The 14574-nt window shown below is 68.6% G+C and carries 11 protein-coding genes; 6 read left to right on the forward strand and 5 right to left on the reverse strand.

Annotation, left to right across the window (positions count from 1 at the left end; all coding sequences use genetic code 11):
- Nucleotides 1-8: 8 nt before the first annotated feature.
- Together FM111_RS15355 and FM111_RS15360 are read left to right on the forward strand one after the other, a co-directional pair.
- Nucleotides 9-1319 carry an FAD/NAD(P)-binding protein gene (locus FM111_RS15355; protein ID WP_087141863.1) on the forward strand — a complete coding sequence of 437 codons (1311 nt, stop codon included), beginning with the start codon at nt 9-11 and terminating at the stop codon, nt 1317-1319.
- A 117-nt stretch (nt 1320-1436) separates the two neighbouring features.
- The gene (locus FM111_RS15360; protein ID WP_087141793.1) at nt 1437-2723 is read left to right on the forward strand and encodes a cystathionine gamma-synthase family protein; all 1287 of its coding nucleotides are present in this window, start codon (nt 1437-1439) and stop codon (nt 2721-2723) included.
- Nucleotides 2724-2742: 19 nt separating this feature from the next.
- Here FM111_RS15360 and glmM read toward each other — a convergent pair whose 3' ends face one another.
- Complete coding sequence (gene glmM, locus FM111_RS15365; protein ID WP_087141794.1) at nt 2743-4092, reverse strand: phosphoglucosamine mutase; 1350 nt, start codon at nt 4090-4092, stop codon at nt 2743-2745.
- Nucleotides 4093-4277: 185 nt separating this feature from the next.
- Between glmM and glmS the strand changes: the two genes are divergently transcribed.
- The 4 genes from glmS to FM111_RS15385 all read left to right on the forward strand — a co-directional run bounded on the left by glmS (nt 4278) and on the right by FM111_RS15385 (nt 9628).
- Nucleotides 4278-6092 (forward strand): glutamine--fructose-6-phosphate transaminase (isomerizing), encoded by a 1815-nt coding sequence (gene glmS, locus FM111_RS15370; protein ID WP_087141795.1) that lies wholly within the window; start codon nt 4278-4280, stop codon nt 6090-6092.
- Between the two features lie 83 nt (nt 6093-6175).
- Nucleotides 6176-7054, forward strand: a complete 879-nt coding sequence (gene galU, locus FM111_RS15375) for a UTP--glucose-1-phosphate uridylyltransferase GalU (RefSeq protein WP_087141796.1) — start codon at nt 6176-6178, stop codon at nt 7052-7054.
- A gap of 436 nt (nt 7055-7490) precedes the next feature.
- Entirely contained in the window at nt 7491-8723 is a 1233-nt protein-coding gene (locus FM111_RS15380; protein ID WP_087141797.1) for an NAD-dependent epimerase/dehydratase family protein, read from the forward strand.
- 14 nt (nt 8724-8737) lie between these two features.
- Nucleotides 8738-9628 carry an NAD(P)-dependent oxidoreductase gene (locus FM111_RS15385; RefSeq protein ID WP_087141798.1) on the forward strand — a complete coding sequence of 297 codons (891 nt, stop codon included), beginning with the start codon at nt 8738-8740 and terminating at the stop codon, nt 9626-9628.
- A 221-nt stretch (nt 9629-9849) separates the two neighbouring features.
- Here FM111_RS15385 and FM111_RS15390 read toward each other — a convergent pair whose 3' ends face one another.
- The 4 genes from FM111_RS15390 to pheS form a co-directional block, all read right to left on the reverse strand.
- A complete protein-coding gene (locus FM111_RS15390; protein WP_087141799.1) occupies nt 9850-10470 on the reverse strand; it encodes a DUF1134 domain-containing protein in 621 nt (206 codons plus the stop codon).
- Between the two features lie 159 nt (nt 10471-10629).
- A complete protein-coding gene (gene pheT, locus FM111_RS15395; RefSeq protein WP_087141800.1) occupies nt 10630-13038 on the reverse strand; it encodes a phenylalanine--tRNA ligase subunit beta in 2409 nt (802 codons plus the stop codon).
- Nucleotides 13035-13454, reverse strand: a complete 420-nt coding sequence (locus FM111_RS15400; RefSeq protein WP_087141801.1) for a hypothetical protein — start codon at nt 13452-13454, stop codon at nt 13035-13037. The genes pheT and FM111_RS15400 overlap by 4 nt, the downstream gene beginning before the upstream one ends.
- A gap of 17 nt (nt 13455-13471) precedes the next feature.
- Complete coding sequence (gene pheS / locus FM111_RS15405; protein ID WP_087141802.1) at nt 13472-14548, reverse strand: phenylalanine--tRNA ligase subunit alpha; 1077 nt, start codon at nt 14546-14548, stop codon at nt 13472-13474.
- Between the last annotated feature and the right edge of the window lie 26 nt (nt 14549-14574).

A 14574-nucleotide genomic window follows, 5' to 3' on the forward strand; every position in this document is an offset into this window, starting at 1 on the left:
CTCGCTCCATGAACGACGCCGCCGCCTCCCTCCCCGTGGTCATCGTCGGCGGCGGGTTCTCCGGCGCCATGCTGGCCGCGCGACTGGCCGAGGCGGGCCAGGCCTCGGTCCTGATCGAGCGCGGCGAACAGGTCGGTCTCGGCGTCGCCTATTCCACACCGCTGGACGACCACCGGCTGAACGTCCGCGCCGAGCGGATGAGCGCCCGCGCAGACCGGCCCGCCGACTTCGCCGACTGGCTGGCGGTCCACGCGCCCGCCTTCGCCGATCCGAACGGCTTCGCCCCGCGCCGCCTCTACGGCCTCTATATACTGGCCCGTCTGGCCGAGACCGACGCGGCCCATCCCGGCCTGATGCGCCGCGTGAGGGGCGAGGCTGCGCGCATCGAGGGTGAGAGCGTCATCCTCGCCGACGGCGCCCGCATCCCCGGTCGCGCCGTGGTGCTGGCCACCGGCAACCCGCCCCCGCGCCCCGCCATCGCAGGCGAAGACCCCCGCCGCATCACCGATCCGTGGCGCCCCGACGCCCTGACCGCCGTCGCGCCTGAGGACGACGTGCTGATCCTCGGCTCGGGCCTGACCATGGTCGACGTCATCCTGGCGCTTCAGGCCCAGGGCTGGCGCGGTCGGGCGACGGTCGTGTCGCGGCGCGGCCTGCTGCCTCTCGCCCACGGCGCCCATCACGACGCTCCGATCGACCTGCCGCCCGAGGCGCTGGAGGGCGCCCTGTCGCGCCGTCTGGCCGTCGCGAGGACGCTGGCGAATGCGCACAGCTGGCGACGGGTCATGGAAGGCTATCGCCCCATCACCACCGAACTGTGGCGCGCGGCGACGACCGCCCAGCGCGGCCGCTTCCTGCGCCATCTGCGCCCCTGGTGGGACGTGCGCCGTCATCGCATCGCCCCCGAAATCGCCGCCGTGCTGGAAGGGCTGGAAGCGGCGAACCGCCTGACCGTCGTCGCCGGCCGCGCCCAGGCGACCGCGACCGGCGATCGAAACGCGCGCCTGACCGTCCGTACACGGAATGGCGAGACTCAAGCGCTCTGCGCCGCCTGGCTGATCGACTGCACCGGCCCCGGTCACGACGCCGCCCGCGCCCCCCTGACGGCCGCCCTGATCGCCGAAGGCCGCGCTCGCATCGATGCGGTCGATCTCGGCCTCGACCTCGACGCGGAAAGCCGCGTCATCCACGCCGACGGCGCCGCCGACCCCAGCCTGTTCGTACTCGGTCCACCCGCCCGCGCGGCCTTCTGGGAGACCATCGCCGTGCCGGACATCCGCCAGCGCATCGAGGCCCTGGCCCGCATCCTCGTCGGTTGACGCAAGCCGCTCAGACGAACGGAACTTCCAAGGCTTGGCGCCTTCCTCTCCGAGACTTAGCGTCTGGCGGGCCCTTCCTGGGTCGGCTATCACCGAGACAGGAGAGGAAACACAAAAATGAACCGTCACCGCACCCGCGTACTTGGGGATCGCACCCTCGCGCCTGAAACCCTGATGATGGGCTACGGCTATGATCCGGCCCTGTCGGAGGGCGCGATCAAGGCGCCGCTGTTCCAGGCCTCGACCTTCGTCTTCAAATCGGCCGAGGACGGCAAACGCTTCTTCGAGGTCGCCTATGGTCTGCGCCAGCGCGACCCGGACGAGGCCCTGGGCCTGATCTATTCGCGCATCAACAATCCGAACCTTGAGATTCTGGAAGACCGTCTCGCCGTCTGGGACAAGGCCGACAAGGCCCTGGTCTTCTCCAGCGGCATGGCCGCCATCTCGACCGCCATGCTGGCGCTGGTGCGGCCCGGCGACGTCATCGTCTATACGGCCCCGGCCTATGGCGGCACCGAATATCTGTTCGACCGCATCCTGCCCCGCTATGGCGTCAAGGCCATCAGCGTCCCCGCCGCCGAGGGCGCCGACGCCCTGGACGCGGCCATGATCTCCGCCGCCGCCGAGGCGAAGGCGACGGGCGGGCGCCTGGCCGCCGTCTATCTGGAGACCCCCGCCAACCCGACGAACCAGCTGGTCGATATCGCCCGCGCCGTCGCCGGCGCCCAGGCCTTGGGTCAGGCCGAAGCGCCTGTCATCGCCGTCGACAACACCTTCCTCGGCCCCCTGTGGCAGAGCCCGCTGGAGCTGGGCGCCGACCTCGTCCTCTATTCCCTGACCAAATACGTCGGCGGCCATTCGGACCTGATCGCGGGCGGCTGCATGGGCGGGGCGGACATCATGGCCCGCGTCGGCGAGATGCGGACCATCTGCGGCACGACCGCCGATCCGCACACCGCCTGGCTGCTGCTGCGCAGCCTGGAGACCCTGCACATCCGCATGGAGCGGGCGCAGGACAACGCCCTGATCTTGGCCGAACGCCTGCGCGCCGATCCGCGCGTCAGCGCCGTCCTGACCGCCGGCGGGCCGGACGCCTCGCCCGAACAGCAGGCGATCTTCGAGGCCCAGTGCAAGGGCTCCGGCTCGACCTTCTCGCTAGAGCTTCCCGGCGGCGAGGCCGAAGCCTTCCGCATGCTGAACGCGCTTCGCCTGTTCAAGCTGGCGGTCAGCCTGGGCGGCGCCGAGAGCCTGGCGTCCCACCCCTCCAGCATGACCCACTCGGACTATACGCCCGAAGCCAAGGCGCGCAGCGGCATCGGCGACAATCTGGTGCGCCTGTCGGTCGGCATCGAGAACGTCGACGACCTGTGGGCTGACCTGGATCAGGCCCTGTCCGCGACCTGAGGTCCTTTGCGGCGGGCGATCAGCCCGCCGCCTTCACCGCCTCAGACACCTCATTGACCACGCGTTTGACCAGGGCCTCGTCGTCGCCCTCGGCCATGACGCGGATCAGCTTCTCCGTGCCTGACGGGCGGACCAGCAGACGGCCCGAGCCGTTCAGCGCCGCCTCGGCCTCGGCCATGGCGGCCTTGACCTTCTCGTCCTCCAGCGGCTTGCCGGCGGTATAGCGGACGTTCTGCAGCAGTTGCGGCACCGGCTCGAACTGACGGGCCAGCTCGCTCATCGGCGCCCCCGCCTCGACCAGGACGGCCAGCACCTGCAGCGCCGCCATCAGGCCGTCGCCGGTCGTGGCGTGGTCCTTCAGGATGATGTGGCCCGACTGTTCGCCGCCGATGTTGAAGCCGCCTTCGCGCATCCGCTCCATGACGTAGCGATCGCCGACCTTGGTGCGCTCCAGCGTCAGGCCTTCAGCTTTCAGACGGCGCTCCAGACCCAGGTTGGACATGACGGTGGCGACCACGCCGCTGCCGTTCAGACGCCCGCGCTTGGCCCAGTCCAGGCCGATCAGGGCCATGATCTGGTCGCCGTCGACCACATGGCCCTTCTCGTCGCAGATGATGACCCGGTCGGCGTCGCCGTCCAGGGCGATGCCGATGTCGCAGCGATAGCGCTTCACCGCTTCCGACACGGTCTCGGGATGGGTCGAGCCGCACTCGGCGTTGATGTTCAGACCGTTCGGCTCCACCCCGACGGGGAAGACCTCGGCGCCCAGTTCATAGAGGGTGGTCGGCGCCACGCGGTAGCCGGCGCCGTTGGCGCAGTCGATGGCGATGCGCAGGCCCTTCAGGCTCAACCGCTTGGGGAAGGCCTGTTTGGCGATCTCGATGTAGCGCGGCGGGGCGTCGTCGATGCGCTTGACCCGACCCAGCTTGTTCGACGGCGCCAGGTCCTGGTCCAGAGCCCCGTCCATCATGGCCTCGATCTTCAGCTCGATCTCGTCCGACAGCTTGTAGCCGTCCGGCCCGAACAGCTTGATGCCGTTGTCGGCATAGTCGTTGTGCGAGGCCGAGATCATGATGCCCAGATCGGCGCGCATCGAGCGCGTCATCATGGCCACGCCCGGCGTCGGCAGAGGGCCGAACGTGCGCACGTCCATGCCGACCGAGGCCAGGCCCGCCACCAGGGCCGGCTCGATCATGTAACCGGACAGGCGCGTGTCCTTGCCGATCACCACCAGGTGGCGGCGGTCGTCGTCGGTGCGGAACAGCCGTCCGGCGGCCAGGCCGACGCGCAGGGCGACCTCGGCCGTCATCGGATGGGTGTTGGCCCGGCCGCGGATGCCGTCGGTGCCGAAGTATTTTCTCTCGCCCAAAGGCGCGGTCCTTCGCTGGCGGCCTCGGAATTGCAAAGAAACCTTCCGAAACCCATTTTTTGATGTCGCCGCGCCCGCGATTTCCTAGAGCGGAGACCAAGGGCGGAGGCTGAACCCTCTCGCTTACCTCAATTTCACGGCCCTGCGCAAAAAGCGTCGGCCGCATCCCGATCGGAGCAGACCTCATGTGCGGCATCATCGGCGTCACCGGAACCGGCCCCGTCGTCCCTCGTCTGGTCGACAGCCTGAAACGGCTGGAGTACCGCGGCTATGACTCGGCCGGCGTCGCCGTGCAGAATGAAGGCGGCATCGAGCGTCGTCGCGCCAAGGGCAAGATCCGCGAACTGGAAGCCGTTCTGGCTGCCGATCCGATCGCCGGGACCGTCGGCGTCGGCCACACCCGCTGGGCCACCCACGGCGCCCCGACCACGACCAACGCCCACCCGCACAAGGCCGGGCGCGTCTGCCTGGTCCATAACGGCATCATCGAGAATTTCGCCGAGCTGAAAGCCGAGATGGAGGCCGAGGGCCGCATCTTCGAAAGCCAGACCGACACCGAGGTCGTCGCCCATCTGCTGGATCACAAATTGGCGGCGGGCCTCGCCCCGCTGGACGCCTTCAAGGCCACCCTGGATCGCCTGACCGGCGCCTATGCCCTCGCCGTGCTGATAGAGGGCGAGGACGAGTTGATCCTGGGCGCGCGACGCGGCAGTCCCCTGGTCGTCGGCTGGGGCGAGGGCGAGATGTATCTGGGCTCGGACGCCCTGGCCGTCGGCCCATTCACCCAGAAGATCTCCTACCTTGAGGAAGGCGACTACGTCGCCGTGACCCGCACCGGCGCGCGCATGTTCGACGCTTCGGGCCGTCCAGCCGACCGCGCCGTGGTCCAGGTCTCCGCCTCCTCGGCCCTGGTCGAGAAGGGCGAGTATCGCCACTTCATGGAAAAAGAGATCCACGAGCAGCCCGACAGCGTCCAGCACACCCTGTCGGAATACCTCGACTTGGTCTCCGGCAAGGCCAAGGTCCAGGCCGTCGACTTCGCCGCGATCGAGCGCATCCAGATCGTCGCCTGCGGCACCGCCTTCTACGCCGGCCAGATCGGCAGATACGCCTTCGAACGCTATGCGGGTCTGCCCTGCGACGTCGAGATCGCCTCGGAGTTCCGCTATCGCCAGCCGGCCGTGACCAAGGGCACCCTGGCCGTCGCCGTCAGCCAGTCGGGCGAGACCGCCGACACCCTGGCCAGCCTGACCTGGTGCAAGGCCCAGGGGCTGAAGACCGCCGCTGTGGTCAACGTCCACACCTCCTCGATGGCGCGCGAGGCTGAAATCCTGTGGCCGACCCATGCGGGGCCCGAGATCGGCGTCGCCTCGACCAAGGCCTTCACCGCCCAGGTCGCCGCCCTGTTGTCGCTGGCCGTCGCGGCGGGCGTGGCGCGCGGCAAGATCGACGCCGCCCAGGAGGCCGAGTTGATCAAGGCCCTGTTCGAGGCCCCGCGCCTGATCTCCGAGGCCCTGCAGATGGACGCGGGCATCCACGCCCTGACCGTCGACCTGGCCAAGGCCCGCGACGTCCTGTTCCTGGGGCGCGGTCCGATGTTCCCGCTCGCCATGGAAGGCGCGCTGAAGCTGAAGGAGATCAGCTACATCCACGCCGAGGGCTATGCGGCCGGCGAGCTGAAGCACGGCCCCATCGCCCTGATTGACGAGGCGACCCCGACCGTGGCCCTGGCCCCGCTGGACGACCTGTTCGAGAAGACCGCTTCCAACCTTCAGGAAGTCGCCGCGCGCGGCGGCCCGGTCATCATGATCGCCCCGGAAAAGGCGCCCGACCCGCACGGCGCCGGCATCCGCCGCGTCCATGCGCCGGACTGCCCAGCCCTGATCGCGCCGCTGGTCTACGCCGTGCCGATGCAGTTGCTGGCCTATTACACCGCCGTCCAGAAGGGCACGGACGTCGATCAGCCCCGCAACCTGGCCAAGTCGGTGACGGTCGAATAGGGCGAACGCGATCAGCCACGGGCGTTTGGAAGCTTCACGAATTACGCCTATGACAGGCGCCCCAAGGCTGATCAGGACGATCCATGACGACCTCCCCCGCCCGCCTTCGCAAGGCGGTCCTGCCCGTGGCCGGTCTCGGCACGCGCGTTCTGCCCGGCACCAAGACCACGCCGAAAGAGCTGCTGAACGTCGTTGACCGACCGATCCTCTCCTACATCGTGGAAGAGGCGCGCGAGGCGGGGATCGAGCACATCGTCTTCGTCACCGGCCGCGCCAAACAGGCGATCGAGGACTATTTCGACCACCAGATCGAGCTTGAGGCCCAGCTCCTGGCCAAGGGCAAGACCGAGATTCTGGCCACTATGAACGCCGAACTGGCCCAGGCCGGCGAGATGAGCTTCACCCGCCAGATGCAGCCCAAGGGGCTGGGTCACGCCGTCTGGTGCGCCCGCGACATCATCGGCGACGAGCCCTTCGCCGTCATCTTGCCGGACGTCATCGTGGATTCTCAGCCGGGCGCCCTGAAGCAGCTGGCCGAGGTCTACGCCGAGGTCGGCGGCAACGTCATCGGCGTCGAGGCCGTGCCCGAAGCCGACACCCACAAATACGGCATCATCGACCCCGCCTCCCACGACGGCCGCCGCTACGGCATGAAGGGCATGGTCGAAAAGCCCAAGCAGGGCACGGCGCCCTCGAACATGTCGATCTCGGGCCGCTACATCCTTCAGCCGGAAATCTTCGACCTGCTGGAGACGCAGGAGCGCGGCGCCGGCGGCGAAATCCAGCTGACCGACGCCATGGACCGGCTGATGAAGACGCAGGTCTTCACCGCCTATGAGTATGAGGGCGTGACCCACGACTGCGGCGACAAGATCGGCCTGCTGCGCGCCAACGTCGCCCTGGCCCTGAAACGCCCGGACCTCGGCGACGCCGCCCGCAAGGCGATCGAAAGCCTGCTTTAATTCCCTTCTCCCCTTGTGGGAGAAGGTGGGCGCCGAAGGCGCTCGGATGAGGGGTGTGAGCGCGACCTTTAGACGACGAGGCGGGACAGTAGCGGCAGGTTTGCAAACGCGCCGTCGCCACCCCTCATCCGTCAGGCTTCGCCTGCCACCTTCTCCCACAAGGGGAGAAGGACGAACGGCGCCTGCACGTCAGGCTTTGAAAACCTCTTTTATTTCAACCTTCGGCCTTCTGCGCACCCTGTTCAGCCCGCCTTACCGCCCCATCACCGCATCATCGCCGTTTAAGCCCGATCAACCTCTCCGCATTCAGACGATTCAGACGAATTGGACTCTGTTTTTTCGCCCTGCGTCGCTTTCGCCGCAGCCAAGCGCCACGCTTTCGTCCCCTCGCGCGTTCGGCTAGGCAGGTTAGAGTGCTGAAAACGAGGTTCGACTGATGCGCGTGATGATTCTGGGCGGCGACGGCTTCTGCGGCTGGCCCACGGCCCTGCACCTCTCGGCGCGCGGCTGGGACGTACTGGTCGTCGACAACCTCAGCCGCCGCAACATCGACAATGAGCTGGAAATCTGCTCCCTGACCCCGATCCGCACCATGGGCGAGCGTATCGCCGCATGGAAGGAGGTCTCGGGCCGCACCATCGACTTCGTCAACCTGACCGTCGGCAAGGAATTCGACCGCCTGGTCGCTCTGATCAAGGACTGGGCGCCCGACAGCGTCGTCCACTTCGCCGAACAGCGCGCCGCCCCCTATTCGATGAAGTCGGCCCGGCACAAGCTCTACACCGTCGACAACAATCTGAACGCCACCAACCACCTGCTGGCCGCCATCGTCGAGAGCGGGCGGGACGTGCACCTGGCCCATCTGGGAACCATGGGGGTCTATGGCTACACTACCGCGGGCCTGCGCATCCCCGAGGGCTATCTGAAGGTCACGGTCGACACCGACCACGGCCCGACCGAGCAGGAGATCCTGTTCCCGCCGAACCCCGGCAGCATCTATCACATGACCAAGACGCAGGACGCCCTGCTGTTCCAGTTCTACGCCAAGAACGACGGGCTGCGGATCACCGACCTGCACCAGGGCATCGTCTGGGGCGCCCAGACCGAAGAGACGAAGCAGGACGAGCGCCTGATCAACCGCTTCGACTACGACGGCGACTACGGCACGGTGCTGAACCGCTTCCTGATGCAGGCGGCGGTCGGCTATCCGCTGACGGTGCACGGCTCGGGCGGGCAGACGCGGGCCTTCATCCACATCCAGGACACGGTGCGCTGCGTCGAACTGGCGCTGAAAAACCCGCCCAAGCGCGGCGATCGGGTCAAGATCCTCAACCAGATGACCGAGAGCCGCCGTGTTCGCGACCTGGCGCAGATGGTGGCCGAGATGACGGGCGCCCAGGTCCACAACGTCGCCAATCCGCGTCAGGAAGCCGATGAGAACGAGCTGGTCGTCGCCAATGACCAGTTCCGCGAACTGGGGCTGAAGCCGATCACCCTGGCCGAGGGGCTGATGGCCGATGTGACCGAGATCGCCCGCCGCTACGCCGACCGCGCCGACCGGACCAAGATCCCTTGCGTCACCGCCTGGAACTCGGGCCGCGCCGAAGCCCTGCGCGACGAGGCTGAAACGACCGCCGCCCCGTCCCCCGTCCGCGTCCTGTCCGCCTGAAAGACCGAAGCCCGATGACCGAACCCGCCGCCGCCCCGTCCCTGCTGGTGTTCGGCGGCGGCTATCTGGGGCAGGCGGCGGCGCGCGAGACCCTGCGGCGCGGCGGCCGGGCCTTCGCCACCTCGCGCGACCCCGAAACCCGCCAGGCGCTGGCGGGGCAGGGCGTCACGCCGGTCGATCCCGCCGACGCCAAGGGTCTGAGCGAGGCTCTGGCCGCCGCTCAAGCCGTCCTCATCACCACCCCGCCGGACGCCCACGGCTGCCCCGCCCTGCGCGCCCTGACGCCGCTGGCGGGCGACGCCTGGCCCGACTGGATCGGCTATGTCTCCTCCACCGCCGTCTATGGCGACCGGGCGGGCGGCTGGGCGTTCGAAGGCGATCCGCTGAACGCCGCCACGCTGGAAGGCGCGCGTCGCGCCAGGGTCGAGCGCGACTGGCTGGACGGAGCGCAGGGCATGGGGCTGACGCTGCAGGTCTTCCGCCTGCCCGCCTTCTACGGCCCCGGCCGCAGTGTGATCGACCGCCTGCGCGCCGGAACCGCCCGACTGGTCAAAAAGCCCGGTCAGGTGTTCAACCGCATCCATGTGGACGACGTCGTTTCGGGCCTGTTCGCCTCGATGGCCCGGCCCCGGCCCGGCGGCGTCTACAATCTGACCGACGACGAGCCGACGCCTGCCGATGTCGTCACCGCCTGGGCCGCCGAGCGCCTGAAGCTGCCACGCCCGCCCGAAGTCGACTGGACCGATCCCGAGGTCAGCGACGCCATGCGCCGCTTCTATCTGGACTCCAAGCGCGTCTCCAACGCCCGCGCCAAGGCCGAACTGGGCTGGCGCCCCGCATACCTCTCCTATCGCGAGGGGCTGGAGGCGATCATCACGGGCGACGAACTGAAAGACCTACGTTAGGCTAGACGTTTGAATTGGAGCGCCGAGCAATGAAGACGTCACGGACCTTGCCGCTATGTATGGCTGCTCTACTGGCTTGCAGCGCCATGGGCCTCGGCGCCTTCGCGGCCGCGGCTCAGCAAAGCACAGGCGTACGGGCTCAGGCGCGCAAAGCAGTCGCCACCTGCGGCCAAGGCCAGGTGGCGACTGTCACCAAGAGTGATTTCGCCTGTTTCTGATCGTCAGAAAGGCAGGATGTTGCGCTGGCGGCTGTAGCTCATGGTGCCAACGTTGGCGCCCAGGCGCACGCCGACGCCAGTGCGGATCGGGGCCAGGACGATGCCGTCCGCGCGCTGATAATTCACGCCCAGGCCGGCGACCAGATAGGCCGAGCCCTCAACGCCCGGATAGCGGCGATAAAGCATGTCGGGGTGGAACAGGCCGTAGACCAGGGTGAAGACCCGGCTGGCGTTACCGCCCCAGTCCCAACCGATGGAAGCGCCCTGCCAGTACACTTCCTGCGAGGCCGACAGGTCCTTCATGTGCAGGGCGCCACGGCCGTAACGCAGGCCGGCGACGACAGCGCCCGCGCCTTCTTCGCCGGCGATATAGGCGGTCGGGCGGTCGCCCTGTTCGGCGAAGATGCGTTCGATGGCGCCGCCCACGGTCTCGGCGGCGATGCCCAGCTCGCGGGAGCCGGCAGCAACCAGTTCGTCGAAGGTGTAGGCCTGGGCGTTGCTGTCCGAGGCGATCGGATAGTTGGGATCGGCGGGCGGGCGGCTGGCGCAAGCGCCGAGACCGGCGGGCAGGGCGCCGGCGGCGGCGAGGCCGAGGCTGGTGCGGATCAGTTGGCGGCGGTGCATGGTCGAGGCTCCCGGCAAAGGACGGTGCGCCCGTCGTCGCGGGCTTGGCCTACCGTCCGTGCCTTTTACGGCAGCCTTGGGGCTTTAAGGTTAACCGAAGATTGCTTGGCCGTGGAAGTTCCGGCGGCCCAGGCTCTGGACCGCCGGATTTTTCTGCATTCAGGCGCGCAGGGTTCCCCCCGCCTTGGCGGCGGCGGCCTTGATCTTGGCTGTCAGGGCTTCGATTTCGGCCTCGGCAAGTGTGGCGGCGCGGGGCTGGATCTCGACCTCGATCGCCACCGACTTCTGGCCCTCGGGCACACCCTGGCCGCGATAGACGTCGAAGACGCGGACATCGGCGATCAGGGCCTTGTCAGCGCCCGCCACGGCGCGGGTCAGGTCGCCCACGGCCTTGGCCTCGTCCATCAGGAAGGCGAAGTCGCGGGTCAGCGGCATCAGGTTCGGCAGGTCCGCCGCGCCGCGCGCCTTGCCGCCCCCACCCTTGCCTTTTTGGCCCCGCGGTTCCGGCACGGAATCGAGCACGATCTCGAAGGCCAGCATGGGGCCGTCGGCATCCAGCGCCTTCAGCACGCGCGGGTGCAGGGCGCCGAACTCGACGATGATGTTCTTGGGCCCCAGCTGCAGCCGGGCCGAGCGACCGGGGTGCCACCAGTCGCGGTTCGAGCCTTGCGCCAGTTGCAGGGAGGCGACCGGGGCGCCGATCTCTTCCAGCAGAGCCAGCAGGTCGCCCTTCAGCGCGAACAGGGGGTCTTCCCCCGCCCCGCCCCAGTGGCGGTCGGCGTGCGGCGCGACGAGGCCGGCGATGACGGTGCGCTGGCCGGTCGGCTGATCGTCCAGATAGATGGGGCCGATCTCGAACAGGGCGACGTCGGCATGGCCGCGCGCGGCGTTGCGCGCCGCCGCCTGGATCAGGTTGGGCAGGGCCGAGGGCCTCATACAATCCAGATCGGCTGCGATGGGGTTCTCCAGCACCAGCCGCTCATCGCCGCCGCCGAACAGGACGGCGACCGCCTGCTTGGTGAAGGACCAGGTGACGGCCTCGTCATAGCCCTGGGCCGCCAGCGCGCGCCGCGCCGTGCGCACGCGCGCCTGACGCGGGCTCAGCACCCCGCCGGGGGCCGGAGCGACGGGCGGCAGGGGCGCGTCGGGCAGGGCGGCGTAACCCTCGATGCGGGCGACCTCCTCGACCAGATCGGCCGGACCTTCGACGTCACGACGCCACGACGGCGGCGTCACCGACCAGGGCGAGCCGCGCATGACGGTGAAGCCCAGGGCGAACAGGATCTCGAAGATCCGGTCCTCGCCCAGGTCCATGCCCGACAGACGCTTCACATAGGTCGGGTCGAACGCGAAGGCGGCGGGCGCGGCCGGGGCCTGGCCCGCCACCGTGATCGTAGACGGCTCGCCGCCGCACAGGTCGAGGATCAGCTGCGTCGCCAGTTCCAGCCCCGGAACGACCGAGGCCGTGTCGACGCCGCGCGCAAAACGATACTGAGCGTCCGAGTTGATCCCCAGCGCGCGGCCCGTCTGGGCGATGGCGATAGAGTCGAACCAGGCGCTCTCGACGAAAACGTCGACCGTTTCGTCCGAGCATCCCGTGGAGACGCCGCCCATGACGCCGCCCAGGCCGATGGCGCGCTGGCCCCCGGCGTCGGAGATGACGCAGTCGGCGGCGCCCGGCGCATAGGTCTTGCCGTCCAGGGCCTCGATCTGATCGGCGTCGCCGCGACCCGCGCGTACGACGATCCCGTCGCCCGAAAGGCTCGCCAGATCATAGACGTGCAGCGGACGCGCGCGGTCGTAGGAAATCAGATTGGTGATGTCGACGAGGCGGTTGATCGGACGCAGACCGATCGCCGTCAGCCGCTGTTGCAGCCACTCCGGCGACGGGCCGTTCTGCACGCCCCGGATCACGCGGCCGGCGAAGACCGGGCACAGCTCGGGCGCCTCAAGCGTCACCGAAACGGGGCTGTCGAACGCGCCGGCGATGGGAACGATCTCCGGCGTCGTCAGCTTGCCCAACCCCGCGGCGGCCAGATCGCGGGCGATGCCCGCCACGCCCAGCCAATCGGGGCGGTTCGGCGTCACCTCGAAGTCGATGACCGGCTCGGCGCCGAAAACGCCCGCAGCGGGCTGGCCGACCTGCAGATCGGCCGACAGCTCCAGGATGCCATCGCTCTCGTCGGGCAGCTCAAGCTCCGCGCCCGAGCACAGCATGCCGTTGGACACCACGCCGCGCACCGGCTTCTCGACCAGGGTCACGCCCAGGCCCGGCACATAGGCGCCGATAGGAGCGTAGATGGTGGTCAGGCCCGCCCGCGCGTTCGGGGCGCCGCAGACGATCTCCTTCAGGCCGTCCACCGTCTCGACCTGGCAGACCTGCAGCCGGTCAGCGTTCGGGTGACGCTCGGCCGAGATGATCTTGGCCACGGTGAAGGGGGCCAGGGCGGCGATGGGATCGTGGACCTCCTCGACCTCCAGCCCGGCCATAGTCATGGCCTCCGCGACCTGATCGACCTCGGCCTCGGTGTCGAGGTGGGCCTTCAGCCAGGAAAGCGTGAATTTCATTGGGTCGCACTGTCCTGAGGCTGCGCCAGGGCCTTGGCCATGTTGTCAAGGAAGGCGGACGAGCCGGTGAAGCCGACGCCCAGGAAGTTGCAGTTGATGAACTGGCAGTTCTTGAACGGGATCGGGCCGGTCACGCGCTGCGGGCCCTGCGGGCTCAGCATCAGGTTGCGCGGGTCGCCATGGGCGTCGCCCATGTTGCAGCCGTCGAAATTGCAGCCCTCCAGCGGCAGCAGGACGGCCGGACCCTCGATCAGGCAGTTCTCGAAGCGGCGGCCTTCAATGACCATGGCGCCGGCGCGCGCCGTCTCCATGAACAGCTGGGGCAGCCAGACCGTCTTGTTCGCATAGTCGGGGCCAGGGCCCAGCAGCTCCAGGACGATCGGTTCAGCGGCGGCGGTGTTGGTCGCGTCGGTCATGGGATGTCTTTCTCGATTCAGCTGAGGCCCGACGCCGGGTTCGGCGCGGCGAAGGCGGAGAAGCCGTAGTGCGCCAGCCAGCGCGTATCGGCCTCGAACATGGGGCGCAGGTCCGGCACGCCGTACTTCAGCATGGCCAGGCGGTCGACGCCCATGCCGAAGGCGAAGCCCTGGTACTCGTCCGGGTCGATGCCTGCGTTGCGCAGCACATTGGGGTGCACCATCCCGCAGCCCAGGATCTCCAGCCAGTCCTCGCCCTCGTTCAGGGTCAACTTGCCGCCCGAGCGGTCGCAGCGGATGTCCATCTCGGCCGAGGGTTCGGTGAAGGGGAAGTGGTGCGGGCGGAAACGGGCGTGAACATCATCCAGCTCGAAGAAGCGGGCGATGAAGGTTTCCAGCGTCGTTTTCAGGTGACCCATGTGGATGTCGCGATCGATCACCAGACCCTCGATCTGATGGAACATCGGCGTGTGGGTCGCGTCGGAATCCTTACGGAAGGTGCGGCCGGGCGCGATGATGCGGATCGGCGGCTTCTGCGACATCATGGTGCGGACCTGCACCGGGCTGGTGTGGGTGCGCAGCACCTTGCGCTCGCCCGTTTCCGGGTCGGGCTTCAGGAAGAAGGTGTCGTGCATCTCCCGCGCGGGATGCTTGGGCGGGAAGTTCAGAGCCGTGAAGTTGTGGAAGTCGTCCTCGATGTCCGGCCCCTCGGCGACCGAAAAGCCCATGTCGGCGAAGACGGCGACCATTTCGTCCATGACCTGCATGGTCGGGTGCACCCCGCCCTTGCGGCGCGGGCGGCTGGGCAGGGTCAGATCGACGCGCTCGGCCAGCAGGCGGGCGTCCAGCTCGGCGGCCTCCAGCTCGGCCTTCTTGGCGGCCAGGGCCGACGACACCCGGTCGCGCAGGCCGTTGATGACGGGGCCGCGCTCGCGGCGCTCATCGGGGCTCAGCGCCCCCATGCCTTTCAGCAGGCCCGAGATCGAGCCGGACTTGCCGAGGGCGGCGACGCGGATGTCCTCCAGACCCGCCACGCTCTCGGCCGAGCCGATGGCGTTGATGAGGTCCAGTTCCAGTTGAGCGAGATCGGTCATGGGCTTCGTCTAGCCGTTAGGATCGA

It is taken from the genome of Brevundimonas diminuta 3F5N (assembly GCF_900163625.1).
Lineage (GTDB): Bacteria > Pseudomonadota > Alphaproteobacteria > Caulobacterales > Caulobacteraceae > Brevundimonas > Brevundimonas diminuta_A.